Origin of the sequence: Geothrix campi (genome assembly GCF_024609265.1) — a bacterium.
Classification (GTDB): domain Bacteria; phylum Acidobacteriota; class Holophagae; order Holophagales; family Holophagaceae; genus Geothrix; species Geothrix campi.
Genome location: NZ_JANHMP010000001.1, coordinates 455589 through 478262, shown reverse-complemented (window position 1 = coordinate 478262; position 22674 = coordinate 455589). Strand labels below are relative to the sequence as shown.

Here is a 22674-nt window from a genome sequence, read left to right as displayed (position 1 = left end):
ACCGGGTTAGCGACCTCGAGATCAGAATTATCCGATCCAGGTCTCCAGACCCTCCAGGATGTCGCGCACGCCGGGTCCGAAGCGGGCGTTGCTGAGCCAGTCCACCCCAACGGGCAGGCCCTCCAGGGCGGTCTTCACCCGGGCCCGGTGCCCCAGCTCGGGGCGCGGGATGGCCCGCTCCGCGCGCTCATGCCGCACGGCGGCGGGAGCGCCGAGCGTGGGGACCCAGTGCTTCAGGCGGGCGTAGACACCCTCCCAGGCCTCCAGATCGGCCGGCTTGCCGAAGGCCCCGCCGATGAAGCTGCGGAGCTGCATGAGGCCGTCCGGTGCGCTCTGGGGATCCATCCAGGAAGGGACCAGGGAGCCGAGGTAACCACGGCCTTCCGGTGGATGGATGAGGAAGCCGAAGCTGTCCTTGAGGGCCGGCAGCGGCGCATGGCGACTGTGCCAGAGGTCCACGGAGGTGTAGGGGATGGCCGCCAGGGCCTCGGCGCTCTGCTGCGCCACGGGTCCGAGCAGGGTCGCGGCTTCGTAGGCGGGCAGCGCCAGCACCACGCGGTCCGCCTCGCGCACTTCGCCGCCGCCGCTCACGCGCCAGCGACCATCCGGAAGCAGCTCCATCCGCTCCGCCCGCAGGCCCGCGCGCACCGCGCCGAGCTTCGAGGCCAGGCGGATGGGCAGCTGCCCCATGCCACCTTCGGGCACCACCATGTGGCTCACGCCGCTCTTGCGGATGCCATTCACCAGGCTGCCGGTGGCTTCCCACTGACGCAGCTTGGGGATGGCGTCCACAGACAGGATCTCCGCGGGTGCGGCCAGTACGCCCGCGATCATCGACGGCAGCAGCTCCGTCGCCACGCCCTTGCCCAGACGCCGCGTGATGAAGGCGCTGAGGCCCTCCTCCGGCTCGGCCGGGCGCACAGGTTGGAAGGGTTCCAGCATCATCCGGAGCTTGGCGCCCACGGACATCAGTGGCGAGAACATCAGGGCCGGGGGCGAGGCTGGCACAGGGATGAGACTGCCACCCTTCCCCACCCAGCGGGCGCCGGTGCCCGGGGACTTGAACGGCAGGTCGATGGCGCTGAACAGGCGGTCCACCGCCGTGCCCTTCTGCCACAGCACGCCCTGGGGGCCGGTCTCGAAGTGGCCCCCCTCCCAGGGCAGCGTCTTCATCCAGCCGCCCACGGAAGCGCCGGCCTCCCACACTTCGACGGCTTCACCGCGCTGCTGCAGGTGCCAGGCAGCCGCCAGGCCCGTCACGCCTCCGCCGAGGATCAGGGTGCTCATGGGAGGATCTCCAGAACGCGCCGCACGAGGCAGCGGATGTAAGCGGGACTGGTCCCGGGCGCGGCCACCCGGCGATAGGTGCGGATGCCGGCCTTGTCGGCCACGTGCCGGTACTCGATGTCCAGCTCGTGGAGGGTTTCGATGTGCTCGCTCACGAAACTCATGGGCACGACGATCACATCCTTGCCGCCCATGGACTCCAGCACCGACTTCAGGGGCGGTTCCAGCCAGCGCACGGGACCCGTGCGGCTCTGGTAGGCCTGGATGTATCCGCCCGGAATGGCGCCGATGCGGGCGATCAGGGCCTCCCGGGTGGCGTGGATCTCCTGCTCGTAGGGATCTCCCGCCTCGATCTGCCGCACCGGCAGGCTATGGGCGCTGAAGATCACGGTGGCTCCGGGCAGGTCTTCCAATGCGGCGCGGAGCGGTGCTTCCAGCGCGTCGAGGTAATCAGGATCCGTGGCGTAGTGGTCCACGCCCGGCAGGATCTCCATCCCGGCCTTCGCGGCCTCCACCGCCAGCTCCCGCAGGCTGGAGCCTGTGGTGGCACGGCAGTCGTGGGGATAGAGCGTCACGGGTACCAGCTTCGTAATGCCCTGGCGCTTCAGGGCCTTCAACAGCCCCTCGGCTCTGGGGGCGGCATAGCGAAAGCACAGCTTCACGGGTTCGGTGCGTCCGGCGGCGCGCAGGGCCTTCCGCAGCGCGGCAGCCTGGAAGGCGCTTTCCCGCAGCAGCGGCGACCCACCACCGATCTGGGCGTAGCGGCCCTTCGCGTCGGGCGCCCGCAACCTCGCGATGAGGCGGGCGAAAGGGGATTGCAGCCAGGCCGGGCCCGGTAGCCGGATGAGGTCCCGATCCCCGAACAGGGCTGCGAGGAAGGGTTCAACCTGGTCCAGGTTCACCGGACCGCCGAGGTTCAGGAGCAGGATCGCTGTATCTCGCATCACTCTCCACCTTACGCGACACTCGACGGAACTTTCGTCACGGAAACCCGAACATGACCTGGGGACGGATCGGCGGGCATCCCATAGACTGTCCTGACACCGGAGTTTCTCATGTCCCTGCCCGCATCCCTGTCTGCCTTCGCCACCCTGCCCGATGACGCCCGGCTGTGGCTGGTGGCCTTCGACCGGCCCGTCGAGGCGACGCAGTTCGCCCCCGAGGTGGAGGCCCTCCTGGGCCGGTGGCGTCATAAGGGCGTGGCGTATCACGGGGCCTGGACCCTCCTGGAGGATCGGATCCTGGCCATCGCGGAACCCACCCTGGCGGTCCAGCCCTCGGGTTGCGCCATCGATGGCATGCTGCGCGGCGTGCGCCAGATCGCCGAGCGCCTCGGCTTGGGACTGCTGGATTCCCAGGAGGTGCTCGCACGCCTGCCCGAGGGCCTGCGGGCCTTCCTCCGCCCGGATCTGGAAGCCCGCCTGGGCGATGGCACCCTCGGCGCCAGCACCCCGATCCTCGACCTGGCCCTCCTCACCGTGGGTGATCTCCGGAGCGGCCGCATGGAGCGCCCCCTGGCTGGCACCTGGATCGGCCGGAAGTACAAGATTCAGGCCCCAGCTTCCACTGGGGCCTGAATCGGGCAATCCGTTGACTGGTTTAGAAGATGGATTCGCCGGGCTTGCGGCGCCAGGCCTCGGAACGCTTCTGCCCCTCGACCTTGGGCTTGGCATCCTTGGCGGCGGCCAGGGTCTGCAGCAGGGAGCCGCCCACCTTGGAGGCCACGCTCTTGGCCAGGGCCGGGGCGGCAGGCACCACGGGGGCGCTCACGGGACCGGAGGCGGAGTTTTCGGAGGCCGCGGCCTTGGCCGTGATCTCCTTCAGGCGCTTCTCGTACCAGACTTTCCGCTTGGGATCGATGGTCCGGGTGTTCCCGGCCTTCTCACCCTTCTTGAGAACCTTGGGCTTGGGCTTCTCGCGGTCTTCACGCAACACGGAGTCGGGCTTTGCAGCTTCTTCCAGGATCTTCGCCAGGTTTCCAAGGCCACGCAGGGTCATCATGTGCGGTTGCTACTCCCAATGGGGCCACGGGCCACCGCTGACAAGAATAACGGCAACACCTTTGCTTACATAGTGATTTTCGACACGAGGTGCGTTTTTTTGCCGCCATCGGCTGATTCCGCCCTGGGACACTGGGCTTCATGAGGACCTCGACCGCCTCCCTGAAGGCCCGGCTGGACGGCCTTTGCGTCCGGTACGACACGGCCGGGGCGCTGGTGAAGGACCCCCTCTCCGTGGCGCTGGCCTACGGGCCGCCTCTGGACCGGGAGGTGGCCGCCTTCGTGGCGGCCCACCTCGCCTACGGTCGGGTGGATCCCATGATCCGGGCCGTGCGCGGCGCCCTCGCCCCCCTCGGGGCCAGCCCCACGACCTGGCTCCGGGAGCGCTCCCAGGCAGAAATCCGGCGGGAGCTGGCCCGTGCCCTGGCGAGCTGGGCCTGGCGGTTCCACACGGCCGAGGATCTGGCGGTCTGGCTGCTGGCCTGGAAGCGCCTGGACGGCGAAAGCGGAGCGGGCCTCGAAGCCCACCTCCTGCCCGGCTCCGACGGGGATACCGACGCCGCGCTCTCCCGGCTGGTCCAGCGCCTCCGGACTGAGCTTCCAGCCTCATACGGCTCCCGGTTCTCCCTGCCCGACCCGCAGGAAGGCGCCGCCTGCAAGCGCTGGCGCATGTTCCTGCGGTGGATGGCACGCCCGGGCTGGCCTGACCTGGGCCTCTGGACCCGCTACCCCGTGGATCAGCTCATCATCCCCCTCGACACCCACGTGGCCCGCGTCTCCCGCTTCATCGGCCTCAGCCGCCGGGCCACCCCCGACGGGAAGATGGCCCGCGAGATCACCGAAGCCTTGCGTCGCCTGGACCCTGCCGATCCCCTCCGCTACGACTTCGCCCTCAGCCATCTGGGCATCCTGGGGGATTGCCCCGGCATACGGAAACGCAGCACTTGTGCGGGGTGTCCGCTGTACACGGTGTGTCGCGCCGGCTCGGAATCCGCCGCGCGGATTCCGAGATAGGAAAAGCAAATCAAGTCCAGGTTCCGTATTCCAATCATCTTGCGATCGTCGGAACCAAGGGCCGGGCTGGCCATGTGCGCGACCCAAGTGGGTCGCGGAGCAGAGCCTGGGGGGCTCTGCGGAGCGGGGACCCACTGGGAGCGCAGGCCAGTGCCGACCCGTGAGCGCAAGCCGCAGGCGCCGCGCGAGCGGATGGCAAGTCCGGCCCTTTGGCGCCCCTTGGGCGCAAAAGGGCCGGGCTTGCCACGGCACTCGGGGGAACGACTTAGGGCTGCTTCTTCCGACCTGACCCGGTTCATCGCACCCCGATGCATGGGGCCCGGCTTGGGTACAGGGTAGTCCGGAAGAGGTAGGTCGCGCCAGCGGAAGGGGGTCGCGTGGAGGCGCGCCGGCCCTCGAAGTGACGGATTTCATGGGGGTTTTTAATTGCTGGAAAAATCCGGTGCTGGGGCCTTGACACCCCTACATGTTGGGGCCATCCTTTTCTCCCGGCACAACCCCTAGAGGTTTCCCCCAAAGTCCCCTTCCAGTAAGGGAGAGCTTTGTGCGCCTTGCTGGAAGCGCCTTATCTGTTTGAACGCCCTTCTTCACCCCCCTCCCCAGGACAGCACCCATGAAGATCTCCCGCCACTTCACGAAGGCTGGTCACGACCCCCTGGAAGGATTCCATTTCGTCCCCAGGACCAGCCGGATTTCCAAGCTCGACGGCACGGTTGTCTTCGAGGCCAAGGACGTGATGGTTCCCGAAGCCTGGTCCCAGGTCGCGGTGGACATCCTGGCCCAGAAGTACTTCCGCCGGAAGGGCATCGACGCGCAGAACGGCGGGGAGAAGGACGCGCGGCAGGTGTTCAATCGCCTGGCGGGCTGCTGGCGCCACTGGGGCGAGACCCACGGCTACTTCGACACCACGGACGATGCCCAGGCCTTCTACGACGAGCTCACCTACATGCTCGCGGACCAGATGTGCGCGCCCAACTCGCCGCAGTGGTTCAACACGGGCCTGCACTTCGCCTACGGCATCTCCGGGCCGGCCCAGGGCCACAGCTACGTGGATCCGAAGACCGGCGAGATGATGAAGTCCACCTCCGCCTACGAGCGCCCCCAGCCCCATGCCTGCTTCATCCAGAGCGTGGCCGACGACCTCGTGAACGAGGGCGGCATCATGGACCTGTGGACCCGCGAGGCCCGCATCTTCAAGTACGGCTCCGGCACCGGCACCAACTTCTCCAAGGTGCGCGGTTCCGAGGAACCCCTGTCCGGCGGTGGCCGCAGCTCGGGCCTCATGAGCTTCCTGGCCGTGGGCGACCGCGCCGCCGGGGCCATCAAGAGCGGCGGCACCACCCGCCGCGCCGCCAAAATGGTCTGCCTCGACCTCGACCACCCCGACATCGAAGCCTTCATCGACTGGAAGGTGACGGAGGAGCGCAAGGTCGCCATGCTGGCCGCCGGCAGCGCCATGCTGCGCCGCCACTGGGATGCCGTCTGCCAGACGGTCGAAGGCTCCACCAGCAAGGACGCCGACCCCAAGACCAACGAGGCCCTCCGCAAGGCCCTGGCACGCGCCAAGCGGGAGGGCGTGCCCACGGCCTTCCTCACCCAGTGCCTGGGCCGCCTGGCCGAGGGCGACTTCGCCCGGGATCTCGCGGGTTACGACACATCCTGGGACGGCGAGGGCTACCTCACCGTGGGCGGCATGAACTCCAACAACTCCGTCCGCGTGCCGGATGCCTTCATGCGCGCCATGGAGGTCGACGGCGACTGGGAGCTGAAGCGCCGCATCGACGGCAAGACCAGCAAGAAGCTGCGCGCCAAGGATCTCTGGGAGAAGGTGAACCGCGCCGCCTGGGCCTGCGCCGACCCCGGCATCCAGTTCAACACCACCATCAACGACTGGCACACCTGCCCCGAGGATGGCCTCATCAACGCGAGCAACCCCTGCTCCGAGTACATGTTCCTGGACGACACGGCCTGCAACCTGGCGTCGCTGAACCTGTGCACCTTCCTCACCGATGACGGTGGCTTCGACCTGGTGGGCTACCGCCACGCCATCCGCCTCTGGACCGTGGTCCTCGAGATCAGCGTGCTCATGGCGCAGTTCCCCAGCGAAGCCATCGCGCAGCGCAGCTACGACTTCCGCACCCTCGGCCTCGGCTACGCCAACCTGGGCGCCATGCTCATGCGCATGGGCATCCCCTACGACAGCGCCGAGGGCACGCAGTGGTGCGCGGCCCTGACCGCCATCCTCACCGGCGACGCCTACGCCGCCAGCGCCGAGATGGCCCGCGAGCTCGGGCCCTTCCCCGGCTACCAGAAGAACGCCGCCCACATGCTGCGCGTCATCCGCAACCACCGCCGCGCCGCCTACCACGCGCCGGGCTCCGAGTACGAGCAGCTCTCCATCCGCCCCCAGGGCCTCACCGGCACGGGCGTGCCCAAGCGCATCGTCGAGGCCGCCCGCGAGAGCTGGGACACCGCTCTCACCTATGGCGAGCAGTGGGGCTACCGCAACGCCCAGGTGACGGTGCTGGCGCCCACGGGCACCATCGGCCTCCTCATGGATTGCGACACCACCGGCGTCGAGCCCGACTTTGCCCTGGTGAAGTTCAAGAAGCTGGCGGGCGGCGGCTACTTCAAGCTGGTGAACCGCGCCATCCCAGAGGCCCTGGCCCGCCTGGGCTACGCTCCCACGCAGATCCAGGAGATCGAGCGCCACGTCGTCGGCTGGCTCCAGATCACCGACGAGACCCCCGGCATCACGCGCAGCATGCTGAAGGGCGCGGGCTGGGCGGAGGAGGAGATCGCCGCCGTCGAGCAGAAGCTCCCCACGGCCTTCGATCCGGCCTACGCCATGGATGTCGAGCGCCTGAAGAAGGACTTCAGCGCCGAGCAGGTGGAGACCTTCCTCCTGGCCCTGAGCGGCACCATGACCGTGGAGGGCGCGCCGCACCTCAAGGATGAGCACCTGCCCATCTTCGACTGCGCCAACCGCTGCGGCCGCACCGGCCGGCGCTACATCGCCCCTCTGGGCCACCTGCGCATGATGGGCGCGGCCCAGCCCTTCCTCAGCGGCGCCATCAGCAAGACCATCAACCTGCCCGCGGAAGCCACCGTGGAGGAGATCGGCCGCATCTACGAGGCCAGCTGGCAGCTCATGCTCAAGGCCGTGGCCCTCTACCGCGACGGCTCCAAGATGAGCCAGGCCATGTCCACCAGCCTCGACCTGCTGGATGGCGCCGATACGCTGATGGACGACCAGGCCACCCATGCCGAGAAGACCCCCGTGCTGGCCAATGCCCTCACGCAGCAGCTCGTGCGCACCTACCGCCGGCGCCTGCCCAACCGCCGCGGCGGCTACACCCAGGCGGCCACCATCGGCGGCACCAAGCTCTACCTGCGCACCGGCGAATACGAGGACGGCAGCCTCGGCGAGATCTTCCTCGACATCCACAAGGAAGGCGCCGCCTTCCGCGCCGTGCTCAACTGCTTCGCCATCGCCGTGAGCATGGGCCTCCAGCACGGCGTGCCCCTGGAAGAGTTTTGCGATGCTTTCCTGTTCACCCGCTTCGAGCCCGGCGGCATGGTCTCCGGCAGCGACACCATCAAGCTGAGCACCAGCCTCATCGACTTCGTGTTCCGCGAACTGGCCATCAGCTACCTGGGCCGCTATGACCTGGCCCACGTGGAACCCGAACAAATCGTGAGCGCCACCACAGGCCTGCGTCCCGGCAGCCAGGCCCCCGGCCTCGCCAACCTGCCCAGCCTGCCCACGGGGACGCCCCTGCCCTTCCCCGAGGCCGGTGCCGCCACCGGCGCTGCCGCCCACGAGCACGAGCTCCAGCCCGTGCTGCAACCCGTCACCGTCGGCGCCCGGACCACCGTCAGCGCCGCCCAGGCCGCCCGTGAAAAGGGCTACACCGGCGACCCCTGCCCAGAGTGCGGCCACCTCACCCTCGTCCGCAACGGCGCCTGCATGAAGTGCCAGACCTGCGGCGCGACCACGGGATGCAGCTAGCAGAGACTATGTATTCGCTCTACGTGGATGACTCGTCGCAAGACCATCCCACTAGGGTGGGTTTGGGGCCTATGTTCTCCCTAGGTGGAGTAATCGTTTCTAACGAAATCAAAGCCACCTTAGAGCATCAACTTGATGCTATTTGCGAACAATTCGGGTTCCCCATCGGGGAAGAATTTAAATGGTCTCCAAGCCGCAAACATTGGATGAGATCACACCTAACTGGACCCGTACGGGATGCATTCTTTAGACGAGTACTACTTTTGGCCACTATGCACGGCGTAAAGGCGGTTGTAGTAGCGGAAGATTGCACCGCCAATTACTCCCGTGCTAATTGCCAAACAAGCCCACAAGATGATGCTGTAGATCTTCTCCTAGAGCGAGCAGACCTCTATTGCCGTAGAAATAACCATTCATGTCAAATTATTATCGACAATCCAAGTGGCAATGGAAGAAATGCTCGAATCTTGACAAAACGCATTAAACTATTATTAAGAGATGGAACAAAAGTTCTGAAATTCAAAAAATTATCTAACGACGTTATGACAAGGGACTCGAAAACTTCAAGACTGCTTCAATTAGCTGATATTATTACAAGTTGCTCATGTGCTCGAATTTGTGGAGAATCCAGATTCTCTCCTCAATTATTCAAATTCATAGTTCCAATGCTACTCCGCCACCCAATTCATGATCAAATTGGCGGAGTTGGCCTTAAAATTCATCCTTCAAAATATACCAATCTATATCATTGGCTATGCGGCGACTCCTTTTATGTCGCCAATAAAACACAAATGCAACTACCCTCACCATTTCAGCTTTATTATGCAAATCCAAATCAACCACCAGCTGAAATTGCCTAATTACAGCTTTTAGATGAGAGCGAAGAGCGGGATGAATTCCGCCCTTCGCTTTCATCCGTGTGAATCCGTGTTCATCTGTGGCTGATCCGCCTTCCCCGCCACAGCCGCATCCAGCATCCACCTGGCGATGCTGAGGGCGCTGGGCAGCTGCGGCAGGGCGTCGAGACGGAACCAGCGGGCGTCTTCGATCTCCCCGGGATCCGGCTGCAGGTCGCCGTCGAGATGGTCGGCCACGAAGGCCACCATGAGGCCATTGGGGAAGGGCCTGGGTTGGCTGCCGAAGTAGCGCAGGCGATGGACGCGGATGCCCAGCTCCTCGGCCACCTCCCGATGCACGGCCTGCTCCAGGGATTCCCCGGGCTCCGTGAAACCCGCGATGGCGCTGTACACGCCGGGCTTGAAGTGGGGCGAGCGGGCCAGGGCCAGCTCCCGGTCCGGCCCTTCCCCGCGCTGGATGAGCACGATGATGGCCGTGGCGTTCGAGGGGAACACCGTCCGGCCGCAGGCGGGGCAGCAGCGGCCATGGCCGGCCTCGGGCCCCTCGCAGGGCTCCAGGGCCGTGGCGCAGCTGCCGCAGAAGCGGTGCGCCGCCGCCCACTCCAGCCATTGGTAGGCGCGGCCCGCCTGGGCCCAGTCCCCCGGGTCCATGCGGGGGAAGGCCTCGCGCAGGCCCAGCGCCTCCACCCCTTCGGGCAGCGGGTGATCCTCGGCCACCTTCAGCGCCAGGTGTCCCTCGGGCAGGCGCAGCCGCAACTCCGCCTCGACCTCGGGCAGCGCCGGCCCTGAAGGGAGCCACAAGCGATCTCCCTGAAAGACGATCCGCAACGAGTTCACCCCTCCTCCCCTGGAAGTGGCCGGGTCCCGATCCGTTCCTGCGATTCCGTCCCAACAAGCCTTAGATGCATCTTTCCCCATTCCCGAAGTCTGGAGGCCAGCCGTTTCTTCGCCTGGCTCTCGAAGGTGCAGGAATAGAATAGCGATGCCCATCCCGGAACCTTGGTCCAGCAGGAGTGGCTGGCCGATCCCGGGATAGGACCTCTTGCGGAGGTGCGCCATGGGCTGGGCGGTTACGCGGATGGGAGTCGGAGGGCTCATCCTGGGCCTTGCCTGCGCCTGCGGAGGGGGGAAAGCGACGCCTCAGCCGACCCCCTCGGTCTCGACCGGTGCGGCCGATGGCCTCACACCCCATGCGGCGGTGCTGCATGGCCAGGCCGCGGGCAATGGGACCTCCGGGAACGCGAGCTTCCGATTCGGCGGAGACCCGGCGCTGGGCATCGTCTACGACAGGGGGCCCTACCTGAACCTGCCCGGCGTGGGCGTGGAGCCTTCCGTAAGCTACCCTTCGGGCGGCCCGGCCATGGATTACCAGGCCAGCCTGACGGGTCTGGTGCCCGGCTGGACCTACAGCTACCAGGCGGTGGCTCGAACCAGCGATTACTCCGAGGTCCTGGGGGCGATCCGCACCTTCACCACCCCGACGGCCGCCGAACCCAGCTGGATCCGGATCTTCCTGCCCGGGAGCCAGCCAGCCCTGGTGAGCCTGGGCACGGGCTTCGCGGTACGGGGCGGATTCTGGGGCTCCCCGACTTGGACGATGGCCTTTGACGGGGCGGGCAACCGCCAGTGGCAGCGCCTGGGCGCCGCAGGAGATGAGGCCCTCCCCCTGGCCCGGTCGCTCGGGACCTCCTTCCTCGCCGTCTCCCGCGCCCGCAAGGTGGCGACTCCCACACCGGTGGACTGGAACTCGGAGGTGCTGCGGGTGGACGGTTCCGGAGCCGCGCTTTGGCAGCACAGCCTCTCGGGCTGGCTCGGCCTGGGCGCCCCCACCGCCGACGGCGGCGCGCAGCTGATGGGGGACCTGGGCCAGGGGCCGGTGTGGGTGCGCCTCGCCGCCTCGGGTTCGGTCGCCTGGGCCGCGTCGAATGATGCAGGCTTCGATCCTCTGGCCCTCCTGGAACTGGAGGGGGGAACCGTGGCGTTTGTGGGCCGGTCCGTCATGCTCCCCGGGTGGCACTCCGGCATTCCCGTGGAAGTGCGGAAGGCGGATGGCGCCCTGGCCTGGCGGCGGGTGATCTGGGGCGGGGGTGAGCACGCAGAAGCCGCGGAGCCGGCCCCAGGCGGTGGGCTCGTGCTGGCCGGGCAAACCTGGGCCGGAGCGCAGGCGGGCCCTCTGGTGGCGCGGCTGGCCTCGGATGGCACCCTCCTCTGGAGCGTGATGCTCACGGGTGAGGTGGGCCCCGCCTCAGGCCTCGCACCGGCGGGGGATGGCGGCTGGCTCGTGTCGGGCGCAGGGGATCTCGGCACGCCGGACACCCGCTATGCCTGGGTGGCCAAGCTGGACACGGCCGGCCAGTGGCTATGGGCCACCCGATTCTTCGGGAAGTTCCAGACCCCGGTGCCCGTGCTGGCTCGCACCGGCGGCGGCTTCGTCCTCGCCGCCCAGGTGGAGGTGGGCTACAACACCTTTGGCGTGGGAGTGATCCTCGCCGACGCGGCGCGCCGCGCCGGGGGCGCCGGCACCGACGTCACCCTCGCCGCCACGCCCGTGACCTCCACGGTGGACCTGCCCACGTGGGCTGACCGTGCCGTGGTTTTCCCGCCTTTCACGGCCGGGGGCACCCCCCTGAGGACCACGAACCTCACGGCCGTGCAGCCGGCGCCCTGAGCGGCGCTCTGGGCCCGGGCTGATACTGAATCACGCCCCGATCTGGCGGTTGCAGATCGGGGCGTGAGCCTGGGCCGGTTCCCCGCTAGTGCTTGCCATGCCCCTTACGGTCACCGCGCTCGCCACCCTCGCGCTTGTCCTGGCCCTTGTGCTTGCCGTTGTCGTGGTGCTTGCGGCTGGGCCGCTGCTCCACACGGCCGCCATCCCGGCGGGGGGCCGGTGCCGGAGCGGGCTTCTTGGAGAGGCCCAGGGGATCGGGCAGATTCAGGGGATTGGGGATCTGCGCCATCAGCAGGGTACCGCCGAACATCAACGCTGCCAGGGTGCGGGCCATACGGGTCATGAAGCCTCCGGAGACTTGGGAAGGGGCGGCGGGTCCGCCGCGCCGAACCTTCATCCTACCGGGTTGCTACACGAACAGCACGGCATGCACCGGCGGCAGGTGCTCGGCGAGGGTGATCCAGTCGTCGCCGGCGTTCTCGCTGATCCACACCGACCCGGTGGTGGAACCGAAGGCCAAGCGCTCGCCGGTGGCGTCGAGATCCAGGGCGTGGCGATAGACCAGGTCGTAGGCCCAGGACTGGGGCAGCCCCCGGCCCAGCGTCTCGAAGGTGCGGCCGCCGTCGCGGGTGCGGTTCACCACCACGCGGCCTTCCACGGGGATGCGGCGCTCATCCTTGATGGCGGGCACGAACCAGGCCGTGTCGGGATCCTTCGGATGCACCACCACGGGGAAGCCGAAGACGGACGGCTTCACGTCCTTGATCTCGGTCCAGGTCATGGCGTCGTCCGTGCTGCGGAAGATGCCGTTGTGGTGCTGGATCCACCAGATGTTCGGGGCGGCGGGGCACTGCACCATGCGGTGGGGGTCCTGGGATTCCGGCGCCTCCACCAGTTCCGGAGGCGCGTAGTCGGCCCGCATGCCCTTGGTGTGGGCCGTCCAGGTCTTTCCGCAATCCTGCGTGTGCCACACGCCGCCGCTGGAGACGGCCACCACCACGCGGTTCCCATCCCGGGGATCCACGCAGACGGAGTGGATGCCGGGCACATCGGCACCACCCCCGGCCCACTTGCGGCGCTCCGGCATGTTCCAGAGGGCTTCCACCATGGTCCAGGTGGCGCCGCTGTCCTCGCTCCAGAAGAGGCCCCCGGGCAGCGTGCCCGCCCAGAGCAGGCCCGGCTGCGACGGGAGCCCGGGCGTGAGGCACCAGAAGCGCATCAGGCGCCAGGGGATCTCGCGGCCGAGGAAGTCCTTCTCCACATGCCCCTCGGGCGGCGTGGGATAGGCGGGCACGCCGATCTCCTCCCAGGTGGCCCCGCGATCCTTCGAGCGGTGCAGCTTGGCGCCGAAGTGACCGTGGTCCAGGGCCGCGTACCAGGCGCCGTCGCGGGGATCCTGCATGGCCAGGGAGACGTTGTCCCCCAGGAAGGACACCGAGTCGAGGTCCCAGACGCCGCGGGCCGTGCGGTGGGCGGAGAAGAGCCCCTTGCGGGTGGAGACGAGCAGCTGGTCGGACATCCTCAACCTCCGGACAGGGCCTGCATGACGTAGATCTCGCTGGCGGCGGACACCGGATCGCTGAGCCCCCGGCGATCGGCGATGGGGGTGCCGTCCACGAAGACGGCCATGTGGAACCTCAGGGCGCCATGCTCGTCCAGCACGTAGCCCCGCAGCTTCGGGTACAGGGCGAAGGCCGCCTCCAGGCTCTCCTGCACGGTGGCGCCCGCCACGGTGCAGGGCGGGCAGGCCACGTGGCGCTGGAGGTTAGTTGTGAATGCGACTCGGGACATGCAGGAGCCTCAGGGCCCCGCCACTATCCTCCACCGCCTCCCCACCTGTCAAGACATGCAAGCGCTAGTCAAAGCGCTCGGGATCATCCCACCGGTTCAGGTGCTCCCGGGCCTTCTTCCTGGCCGCCTCCATTTCCGCCTGTGCCGCGACGAATTCCTCGTCCTCCAGCTTCGTCGGATCAGGGAGTGGATGTCCGGCCAGATCGTGCAGGGGCGCGGCTCGGCGTTCCACCCCGACAATCCGGCTCCAGGCCTTCTTGCGCCGTTCGACCTGTTCGATCATGGTCCACCTCCGGCTCAAGCCAAGCATAGGTTCCGGGTATGGCCCTGCCATTGTAAAAAAGCGCAGGGGGATCGCTCCCCCTGCGCTTGCCCGATGGGCGGGTGCCCTACTTGACCAGGCCCAGATCCTTCACCGCCTGGCGCTCCTCTTCGAGCTCCTTGGCGGTGGCGTCCATCTTGGCGCGGCTGAAGGCGTTGATCTCCAGACCCTTCACGATCTCCACCTGGCCGTTCTTGACGGTGACGGGGAAGCCGTAGACCAGGCCCTCCGGCACGCCGTAGCTGCCGTCAGACGGGAAGGCCATGCTGGTCCAGTCGCCCTCGGGAGTGCCCAGCGCCCAGGAGCGCATGTGGGCGATGGCGGCGTTGGCGGCGCTGGCGGCGCTGCTGAGGCCCCGGGCTTCGATGATGGCGGCGCCACGCTTGGCCACGGTGGGGATGAAGGTGGTTTCGTACCAGGCGTGGTCATTCACCAGGTCGTAGGCGTTCTTGCCGTCCACGGTGGCGTGGTAGAGGTCGGGGAACTGGGTGGTGCTGTGGTTGCCCCAGATGGTCATCTTCTGGATGGCGGTGACAGGCTTGCCCGTCTTCTCCGCCAGCTGGGAGATGGCGCGGTTGTGGTCCAGGCGCACCATGGCGTGGAACTGGCTGGGCTTCAGCTTGGGCGCGTTGGAGAGCGCGATCAGGGCGTTGGTGTTGGCGGGGTTGCCCACCACCAGCACCTTCACGTTGCGGCTGGCCACTTCGCTCAGGGCCTCGCCCTGGGGCTTGAAGATGCCGCCATTGGCGTTCAGCAGGTCGCTGCGCTCCATGCCGGCCTTGCGCGGCAGGGCACCCACCAGCAGGACATAGTCGGCGTCCTTGAAGGCGACCTTGGGATCGTCGGAGGTGACGACACCCGCCAGCAGGGGGAAGGCGCAATCCTTGAGTTCCATCACCACGCCGTTCAGCGCTTTCAGAGCCGGCGTGATCTCCAGCAGCTGGAGGATCACAGGCTGGTCTTCGCCCAGCATCGCGCCGCTGGCAATGCGGAAGAGAATGCTGTATCCGATCTGACCGGCGGCGCCGGTGACTGCCACGCGAACGGGGGGCTTCATGGGGATCCTCCTGAGGTTTGGCCCATTCTATACCGCGCGCTGGTTCAGAAAACCGGCGGGTCGGGAATCCGTGATCTAGGTCCCTCCTCCCGTCAGCCCCCTGGAAGGATCCAGCCTCATCACATCAATAGGAAAGATCCGTGGTCTATCATCCGATAGGATGGAATCTGACCTGTCTATGCGCCCCCTTCTCCGCCTCACCCGCATCCTCCTGATGGCCAGCCTCGCGCTGGTGGCCATGGCTGCGGGAATCCCCAACTCAGGACGCATGATCTTCCGCAGCTACGGCCCCTCCGAGGGGCTGGAGCACACCAGCATCACCACCCTGGCGCAGGATGCGGAGGGCTTCCTGTGGGTGGGCACCGAGGGCGGCGCCTACCGCTTCGACGGCACCGGCTTCCGCCTGTGGAGCCTGCCCGAGGGCTTGCCCTCCGCCTGGGTCCGCGCCTTCGAACCCAACCCGGACGGCAGCCTCTGGATCGGCACCCGCGCCGGTCTCTGTCTGCTCCGCGAGGGCCGGGTGCAGCCGCTGCCAGCCGGCGACCCGCTGGCCTCCGCCCAGATCTACCGGATTCTCCGAGATGCCCACGGCGGAGTTTGGGTCGCGACCGAAGCCGGCCTCTTCCAGAGTCCCGATGGCAGCCTCCATTTCAGCCCGGTGCAGGATTGGCCTGGGGGCCCGGCCTATTCCCTGGCCCTGGATGAGGAAACCCTCTGGGTGGGCGGCGCGTCGGTCCTCCGCCATCGCGGCGAGGATGGCGCCTGGAGCAGCTGGACCGCCCGTGAGGGGGTGCCGGCGGAACCCCTGAAGGCCCTGTTGATGACCAGATCCGGTACTCTGTGGGTGCGGACGCCGAGCCAGCTGCGCGTGCTCGCGCCCCGGGGCCGGCGCCTGACCCTTCCGGCCCTGGGCCTCCCGCCACTGGCCGTGAGCTTCTACGAGGAATCCCTCAGTTCCGATGGCGATGGCGGGGTGTTCGTCCCCACGGCCAAGGGGTTGCTCCATGTCATGGACCGGGAGTGGCGACTCCTGGATGAGACCCGCGGGCTGCCTTCGGGCTGGGCCGTCCAGGCCTTCGTCGACCGCGCCGGAAACCTCTGGGTGGCCAGCCTGGGCCTGCATCGGCTCCAGGGCAATGGCGTCTGGGAGAACTTCACGCGCCTGGATGGTCTGCCGGCGGACAACATCTGGGGTCTGCTCCGGGACCGGGCCGGTGTGCTCTGGATCGGCACCAGCGGGGGCCTCGCCCGCATGACGGCCAAGGGGCCCGTGCCCTTCGCCCCCGCCGCCGGGCTCGTGCTCTACACCCTCGAGGAAGGCCCGGACGGCGCCATCTGGGGCGGGGGTGAGCATCCCTTCCTCATCCGCATCAGTCCCGACCGCTCCAGGCTGACCCGGGTTCCGCTGCCGCCGTCGCAAAACATGGCGGTGCCCCTGGTCCTGGCCTTCGCCCACGACGGCAGCCTGTGGGTGGGCACCTCCCACGACGGGCTGTGGCACGTCTCCGAGCCCGCGGGACACCCCGAGTTCCACCGGGCCCAACTTCCCGGAGCCGCGGCCACGGAGGCCATCACGGCCCTGCACGAAGACGCCCAGGGCCGCCTCTGGGCCGCCACGGGCCGGGGCTTGGCCCGCCTGGACCCGACCGGCTGGCGGCTCTGGGGCCGCGAGATCGGCCTCCTGCCCGCCCCCCTCGCGGCCCTGGCCCCCCTGCCCGACGGCACCGCCTGGGTGGCCTACCGCGAACCTCTGGGCTTGACGCTCTTGGATCTGCGGGGCGCGGCGCCCAAGGTGGTCCGCCATTGGACCCGCCGGGATGGCCTTGCCAGTGATTCGGTCTACAGCCTCGCGGCGGATGCCACCGGCCGCCTCTGGGTGGGCGGGCCCCGGGGGGTCCAGTGGGTGGAGGGGCAGGAGCACCGCCTCTTCCGTCGGGAGGATGGCCTGACCAGCACGGACTGCAACCCCTACTCCACCTGGGTGGACGCGGATGGCGGCGTGTGGTTCGGTTCCACCGCGGGACTCCTCCATCACCTCCCCGAACAGGGGTTCCGGACCCAGACCCTCCCGGGGACCCTCTTCGTCTCCTTCCGTCTGGGCTCCCGCCAGTGGGACCACCCCTTCGCCGGCCCCGTGGACCTGGGGGCCGTGCCCTATGGGGATCGAACCTTGGCGGCTCGGTTCACGTCCCTGACCTTCGAGCACGAAGGGCGGCTCCGCTTCCAGTCCCGCCTGACCGGCCTCGACGACGGCTGGGTGGACCTCCCCACGCACGATCTCCGCTACCCCGCCCTGCCCCCGGGTCCCTACCGCCTGGAGGTCCGCGCCCTCATCGAGGATGGCGGCGCAGGGCCCGTGGCCTCCGTGGCCTTCCGAGTGCTGCACCCGTGGTGGCTGCGCTGGTGGGCCTGGCCCGTCTGGGGTGGACTGGCGGTCTGCGCCGGGCTGGCCGCCTTCCGCTGGCGGGTCCGCCGGCTGGAGAAGCGCAATGAAGAGCTGATGGTGCTCGTCTATCAGCGCACCGAGGCGCTGGAGCTGAGCAACCTCGCCTTGGCGACCATCTCCACCACGGATCCCCTCACGGGCCTGCGGAACCGGCGCTACCTCGAGGAGGAGCTCCCGCCCGTCCTCGCCCTGGTCCTGCGCGCCCAACGGGATCACCTGGACACGGACCACCACCCCAACGAGAGCTGCCTCGTCTTCGCCATGCTGGACCTCGACCACTTCAAGCGCGTGAACGATACCTGGAGCCATGCGGCAGGGGACCTCGCCCTGAAACAGGTGGCGGATGTCCTGCGGCGGGAGGCCCGCGAGTCCGACTTCCTCATCCGATGGGGCGGCGAGGAGATCCTCTTCGTGGGGCACACCTCCGACCTCGACGGCGCGGCCACGGTGGTGGCGCGCCTTCATCAGGCCCTCCGGGAGCACCCCTTCGACCTGGGCCTCGGGCATCCCGTGACCATCACCTGCTCCATCGGCTTCTCGCTCTTCCCCTTCCAGTCGGATCACCTGGAGGCGGCCTCCTGGGAGGACCAGGTGCGCGTGGCGGATCGCTGCCTCTATGCCGCCAAGCGTTCCGGCCGCGACGGCTGGGTGGGCGTGGCGGCCCGGTCCGGCCTGCCGGAGGGGCTGGCCCAGCGCTTCGACCAGGGCCCGGCCCTCAGCGTCCAGGCCGGCACCGTGGAGCTGCGCCACAGCCCCCACGAGGGGGACCTGATCTGGCACTGAGGCACGGCTAGAAGGCTTTCGCCTCCATCTCCTTCACCACCTGCTCGCCGCCCAACTGGCGCATCTGGCCCAGGATCCAGGCCTGGCGGCCCCGGACGTAGTCGCTGGGGGCGTTCGCGCGGAACTTCCGGGGGTTGGGCAGCACGGCGGCCAGCAACGCCGCCTCGCCGGGCGTGAGGCGCTTGGCGGACTTCCCGAAGTAGGTGCGGGCGGCGGCCTCGGCGCCGTAGACGCCATCCCCGAACTCCACGATGTTCAGGTAGACCTCCAGGATGCGCTTCTTCGACCAGCCGACTTCGATCATCAGCGTGAACCAGGTCTCGGCGCCCTTCCGGACCCAGGAGCGAGTGTTCCAGAGGAAGAGGTTCTTGGCCGTCTGCTGGGACACCGTGGAGGCCCCGCGCTTCCGCCTGCTGTGCTCGTTGTGCTGGATGGCCTTCTCGATGGCCTGCCAGTCGAAGCCGAAGTGATCCGGGAAGTTCTGATCCTCGGCGGCGATCACCGCCGCGCCGAGGCTGGGCGAGATGTCCTCCAGGGGCACCCAGGTGTGGTGCGAGGTGTAGCGCTTGTCGCTGGACCAGGATTCCACCCGGCGCTGCACCATGAGGGCCGACACCGGCACCGGCACGAAGCGGAAGACCAGGACCAGCACCAGGCTGAGCCCCAGGAACAGGCCCACCATCCAACCCAGGACCACCAGGATCCGTCTGCCCCAGCCACGCTTCTTTTTCGCCATCTCTCCAGAATGCCAGCCCGGGCCCACTGTGGCATCCTCCCAGGCGGGGGGTCGCATGAGCGAACAGCTGACGGGTCCGGAACTGGTGGCGCTGGTGCAGCGGGTGTTCCAGCCCCAGCCAGGCGAGCGGGCCCTGGCCATCCTGGTGGATCTGCCGGACGCCAAGGTGCCGGACGATGCGAACTGGGCTGCGCGGCGCGACATGGCGGCCGCCTGGGCCGCGGAACTCACGGCCCATCGCGCCGACCTGGGCCTGGCCACGCACCTGGTGGTCTACCCCAACGTCCACACCAACAACGGCGACCTGCCTGAGCGGGCCTGGCTCCACAGCGGCGGCCCCCTGCCCTCGGTGGAGGCGCTGAATCCCGCCACCTCCATCAGCTTCACCGACCTCTACGCCGGCCACCCCATCCTCATCGCCCTCACCAAGTTCTCCGCTACGGCACCCCTCAAGCTGGCCGCGAAGACGCAGCCCATCCGCGCCGCCACCATGCCGGGTTTCCGCGCGGACATGATCCCCGCCCTGCGCCTGGACTATACGGAGGTGAACCGGCGCGTGGAGCTGTTGAAGGACCTGCTGGACCGGGCCGAAGGCGCGGCCTTCCGCTTCGGCACCCCCGCCGGCCCCTGCGACCTGCACGTGGACCTGCGCCACCGCACGGGCCACGCCTCCGGCGGCCTGCTGCCGAAACCCGGCGTGGCCGGCAACCTGCCCTCGGGCGAAGCCTACATCGTGCCCTACGAGGGCGAGATCGAGGGTGATCCCAGCCGCACGGCGGGCGTGATGCCCGTGCAGTTCGGCAGCGAGGTGGTGCGCTACCGCATCGAGGGCAACAAGGCCCTCGAAGTGATCAGCGAAGGCCCCACGTCCCGGGAGGAAGCCGCCCACCTCGCCCAAGAGCCCGCCTACGGCAATCTGGCGGAGCTGGGTCTGGGCGTGCTCGCCGCCTTCGGCGTGAAGCCCATCGGCGAGATCCTCCTGGACGAGAAGCTGGGCCTCCACCTTGCCTTCGGCCGCAGCGACCATTTCGGCGGCCAGGTGGGCCCCGCCCAGTTCTCCAGCCACGATGCCGTCATTCACATCGACCGCGTCTACGTCCCCGAGACCCAGCCCGACGTGAAGGTGGTGGCCGTGGACCTTCAGATGGGGGATGGAACCACCGTGCCGCTCATGCGGAATGGGGAGTACGCGGTCGGGTTCTGAAGGCCGGGATTGCTGCACCACATTTCCAGTATTCCGCGAACTGTGATTCAAGAACTTCGGCACTCCTTGGACACGGCCCGGAAGGACCCAAAGACTGAGGGAGAACCTCGCTCCGAACGTCTGAATCAATGCCGTTTGAACGAAGCAACTTCATGACGAGATGCGCCTCGGCAAGATGTGGTGCTACCAAAGGTCTTCTGCATGGCTCCTTCCAGGGCGGTTCGAGACGATCCCTCGCGAGAGCAGAAGGCAAGACATCTTGGAGCCAAGTGAGCGAGCGGTCAGGCGCCTGAAGGCTGGCACATCGCCTGCTTGGCTATCGAAATGGTGAAGGCGCAATCACCCACCGCCACAACGCGCGCCTTACGAGGGCCAGCAGGCTGGAAGCGCGGCGCCGGGTGGGGAATACGCCATAGACCGCAAAAGTGTGCAGGTCCATCGCGACATGCCCGCTTGTGGGTTTCCGAACAAGAGCGGCCCCGACGCTGGTCTGCGGCCAAAGCGAAGGGAGGGCAGATTCCTGATCCATAGGAAGGATATCAACCGTACCATCCGGATTGACGAGGGAGACCGAGTAAATGCGATCTTCCAAGTCTAGAAATAGCTCGAGGGTGAAGTCGATGCCTGTCGCTGAGTTGAGTGGGAAAAGTATTGAATACCGATCGCCTGCCTGCGGTGGTTTAGGTTCGCGCGTAGATTGTGGAGCACCAAGTCGTGCAACACCGTTATTCACCTTCATCGTAGCTGAGACTCGATGAAGGTCATCAGCGATATCCTGTACAGACCCTTCTCTCACGTAGACCGTCGCTGCCCAGGGCCCCAAAGCAGGCGGGGGAATGGAGGGGACTGTCCGGTAGGTCGCGACAATTCTGAGGACACTGAGCCCCTGGAAGGGAAAGGGCGAGATCGACAAAGAGACCGACACGGGGTCCTGGCCTGTTTGTGCTCCGTCAATCTCAAGGCGAAGGCCTTTGACTGGTTGAGTTATAGAGCTTAGTGTCGGTTTAAGGATCGTTACTGCCGAAATGTTCCCCGAGTCCCCGAGTTGGAGGGGGCCCATATGAAAGTGGTCAGGTGATGGGTGGAGGCCGGGGCCAGTGAAGTCCTCCTTGTACAGAAGAAATTCGCGGTCTCGATTGGCCTTGTAGGCGAAATTTGTTGCAAGGTTGACGAGCCATTGCGGCCAGGGCATTGGGTCCTCCTGGTTACGACAATTCTCTCTGTGACACCTATTCGAAGAGTGTAAGCGGACCAATGGCTTCTGCCAGCGTCCGCTTAAACCAAATGGATTAGGCACTCGAAGCTGCTGTTTGAAAGCGTCCCAAGAGACGAGACCAAGCGTTAGTGGACGTGGAAAGACTCAAAGGAATATTGTAAACAAAATTTGAAAATACTTGTTCTTAGCGCAGGTTTGAAGGTGATGGAAATAGAGTGTTGGTGTTTCTGGGCGATCACCGCGAACGATTTTGCTCTGACGGGCGAACGGTATTGATTTGGCGGGCGAACGGTTAGTTGTTCTCCACGCTGAGATCAGAGTCGACTCTGTGGATCTTCAGATGGACGATGGCAACACCGTGCCACTCATGCGAGACAGGCAGTAACCTGTCAGGTTTTGGCCCCAACGAGCGTTCATCAGAGAAAGACAGACTTAGCTCACCACCAAAACACCAGGAAAAGCCATAAAAGGTTCTGTTGCAGTTCTTGGTGCCTTGGTGGTGTTCTGTATCTATTAGGGACCAGTGGATCCACATCCATCAGTTGAGTCAGGATCTGGCCTCGGTCGGGGGCGTCTCGGCGCAGTGGCGGCAGAGGCAGACCACGTTCCGGAGGTGATCCGGCACTAGGGCCAGCGAGGCCGGGTTGAAGGTGACGGTGGTGCACCAGCAGGGCACGTCCGTGCGACTGCAGGCGGAGGGCACACACCCGTTCGGCCCGCCGCAGAGGGGGCAGGTCTGTCTCTGGGCGGCGGTCAGACTCTGGTAGTCGAGGGGCATGGCTGGCCTGGAGGTCGGGAGCGGCTTAGGGACGCAGGATGGCGATGGTGGCCTGCATGAGCGCGACCACCTTGGGGGTGGCGGTCCCGGAGAAGGCCTGGACCTCGCCCGTGCAGACGATGAGGGAGCGGCCCGCGTTCTGGACCCGCCCGATGGCCAGGAAGCGGTCGCCGAGGGCGGGTCGCAGCAGATTGATCTTGAACTCGGCGGTGACGACCTCGCACCCCGGCGGCGCCTTCGTCAGCGCCGCGTACCCGCAGGCGCTGTCAAGGATGCTGGTGATGGCCCCGGCGTGCATGTAGCCATGCTGCTGCGACAGCCGCTCCGAAAAGGGCAGCGCGATGTGCACCTCCCCTTCCGACACCAGGACCAGCTCCGCCCCGAGCGTCGCCATCAGGCCCTGGGCCTGGAAGCTGGCAGTGATGCGGTCTTGGAGGTTGGTCATCGGCATGGGATCGGTCGTGAAGGCGGTGGAGGCGATTGAGGATTGAGCGAAGGGTCAG

The 22674-nt window shown here is 67.1% G+C and carries 19 protein-coding genes and 1 other RNA gene; 7 read left to right on the top strand and 13 right to left on the bottom strand.

Annotated features, from left to right (window positions below; genetic code table 11):
* Nucleotides 1-27: 27 nt before the first annotated feature.
* Nucleotides 28-1287, bottom strand: a complete 1260-nt coding sequence (locus NOV65_RS02315) for a protoporphyrinogen/coproporphyrinogen oxidase (protein ID WP_257303908.1) — start codon at nt 1285-1287, stop codon at nt 28-30.
* Nucleotides 1284-2231 carry a ferrochelatase gene (gene hemH, locus NOV65_RS02310; RefSeq protein ID WP_257303906.1) on the bottom strand — a complete coding sequence of 316 codons (948 nt, stop codon included), beginning with the start codon at nt 2229-2231 and terminating at the stop codon, nt 1284-1286. The genes NOV65_RS02315 and hemH overlap by 4 nt, the downstream gene beginning before the upstream one ends.
* A gap of 111 nt (nt 2232-2342) precedes the next feature.
* Here hemH and NOV65_RS02305 point away from each other — a divergent pair, with 111 nt between their 5' ends.
* Complete coding sequence (locus tag NOV65_RS02305; RefSeq protein ID WP_257303905.1) at nt 2343-2864, top strand: hypothetical protein; 522 nt, start codon at nt 2343-2345, stop codon at nt 2862-2864.
* A 22-nt stretch (nt 2865-2886) separates the two neighbouring features.
* On the opposite strand, the gene NOV65_RS02300 is transcribed toward NOV65_RS02305, so the two are convergent.
* On the bottom strand, nt 2887-3288 hold the full coding sequence (locus tag NOV65_RS02300) for a hypothetical protein (RefSeq protein ID WP_257303904.1): 402 nt from the start codon (nt 3286-3288) through the stop codon (nt 2887-2889).
* Between the two features lie 140 nt (nt 3289-3428).
* On the opposite strand from NOV65_RS02300, the gene NOV65_RS02295 reads away from it, so the two are divergent.
* Nucleotides 3429-4301: a TIGR02757 family protein gene (locus NOV65_RS02295; protein ID WP_257303902.1), complete on the top strand. Its 873-nt coding sequence runs from the start codon at nt 3429-3431 to the stop codon at nt 4299-4301.
* 229 nt (nt 4302-4530) lie between these two features.
* Here the strand turns inward: NOV65_RS02295 and ffs are convergent.
* An RNA gene (ffs, locus tag NOV65_RS02290) (signal recognition particle sRNA small type) lies at nt 4531-4626 on the bottom strand.
* Nucleotides 4627-4914: 288 nt separating this feature from the next.
* Here ffs and NOV65_RS02285 point away from each other — a divergent pair.
* Nucleotides 4915-8313: an adenosylcobalamin-dependent ribonucleoside-diphosphate reductase gene (locus tag NOV65_RS02285; RefSeq protein WP_257303900.1), complete on the top strand. Its 3399-nt coding sequence runs from the start codon at nt 4915-4917 to the stop codon at nt 8311-8313.
* An 8-nt stretch (nt 8314-8321) separates the two neighbouring features.
* Nucleotides 8322-9173, top strand: a complete 852-nt coding sequence (locus NOV65_RS02280) for a DUF3800 domain-containing protein (protein ID WP_257303898.1) — start codon at nt 8322-8324, stop codon at nt 9171-9173.
* Between the two features lie 51 nt (nt 9174-9224).
* Here the strand turns inward: NOV65_RS02280 and nudC are convergent, their stop codons facing one another.
* A complete protein-coding gene (gene nudC, locus NOV65_RS02275) occupies nt 9225-9971 on the bottom strand; it encodes an NAD(+) diphosphatase (protein WP_257303896.1) in 747 nt (248 codons plus the stop codon).
* 256 nt (nt 9972-10227) lie between these two features.
* Here nudC and NOV65_RS02270 point away from each other — a divergent pair, with 256 nt between their 5' ends.
* Nucleotides 10228-11838, top strand: coding sequence for a PQQ-like beta-propeller repeat protein (locus tag NOV65_RS02270; RefSeq protein WP_257303894.1), 1611 nt, complete (start codon nt 10228-10230; stop codon nt 11836-11838).
* Between the two features lie 85 nt (nt 11839-11923).
* Here the strand turns inward: NOV65_RS02270 and NOV65_RS02265 are convergent, their stop codons facing one another.
* The 5 genes from NOV65_RS02265 to NOV65_RS02245 form a co-directional block, all read right to left on the bottom strand.
* A complete protein-coding gene (locus tag NOV65_RS02265; protein ID WP_257303892.1) occupies nt 11924-12181 on the bottom strand; it encodes a hypothetical protein in 258 nt (85 codons plus the stop codon).
* Between the two features lie 66 nt (nt 12182-12247).
* The gene (locus NOV65_RS02260) at nt 12248-13357 is read right to left on the bottom strand and encodes a sialidase family protein (RefSeq protein ID WP_257303890.1); all 1110 of its coding nucleotides are present in this window, start codon (nt 13355-13357) and stop codon (nt 12248-12250) included.
* Between the two features lie 2 nt (nt 13358-13359).
* Complete coding sequence (locus NOV65_RS02255; RefSeq protein ID WP_257303889.1) at nt 13360-13629, bottom strand: MoaD/ThiS family protein; 270 nt, start codon at nt 13627-13629, stop codon at nt 13360-13362.
* Nucleotides 13630-13693: 64 nt separating this feature from the next.
* Complete coding sequence (locus NOV65_RS02250; protein ID WP_257303887.1) at nt 13694-13912, bottom strand: hypothetical protein; 219 nt, start codon at nt 13910-13912, stop codon at nt 13694-13696.
* Between the two features lie 106 nt (nt 13913-14018).
* The gene (locus NOV65_RS02245; protein ID WP_257303885.1) at nt 14019-15008 is read right to left on the bottom strand and encodes a malate dehydrogenase; all 990 of its coding nucleotides are present in this window, start codon (nt 15006-15008) and stop codon (nt 14019-14021) included.
* A 178-nt stretch (nt 15009-15186) separates the two neighbouring features.
* Here NOV65_RS02245 and NOV65_RS02240 point away from each other — a divergent pair, with 178 nt between their 5' ends.
* Nucleotides 15187-18237 (top strand): ligand-binding sensor domain-containing diguanylate cyclase, encoded by a 3051-nt coding sequence (locus NOV65_RS02240; protein ID WP_257303883.1) that lies wholly within the window; start codon nt 15187-15189, stop codon nt 18235-18237.
* A 7-nt stretch (nt 18238-18244) separates the two neighbouring features.
* Here NOV65_RS02240 and mtgA read toward each other — a convergent pair whose 3' ends face one another.
* Nucleotides 18245-18973 (bottom strand): monofunctional biosynthetic peptidoglycan transglycosylase, encoded by a 729-nt coding sequence (gene mtgA, locus NOV65_RS02235; protein WP_257303882.1) that lies wholly within the window; start codon nt 18971-18973, stop codon nt 18245-18247.
* 55 nt (nt 18974-19028) lie between these two features.
* On the opposite strand from mtgA, the gene NOV65_RS02230 reads away from it, so the two are divergent.
* Complete coding sequence (locus tag NOV65_RS02230) at nt 19029-20177, top strand: M29 family metallopeptidase (protein WP_257303880.1); 1149 nt, start codon at nt 19029-19031, stop codon at nt 20175-20177.
* A 1763-nt stretch (nt 20178-21940) separates the two neighbouring features.
* Here NOV65_RS02230 and NOV65_RS02225 read toward each other — a convergent pair.
* Entirely contained in the window at nt 21941-22171 is a 231-nt protein-coding gene (locus tag NOV65_RS02225) for a cysteine-rich CWC family protein (RefSeq protein ID WP_257303878.1), read from the bottom strand.
* Between the two features lie 25 nt (nt 22172-22196).
* Complete coding sequence (locus NOV65_RS02220; RefSeq protein WP_257303877.1) at nt 22197-22616, bottom strand: PaaI family thioesterase; 420 nt, start codon at nt 22614-22616, stop codon at nt 22197-22199.
* Nucleotides 22617-22674: the final 58 nt, after the last annotated feature.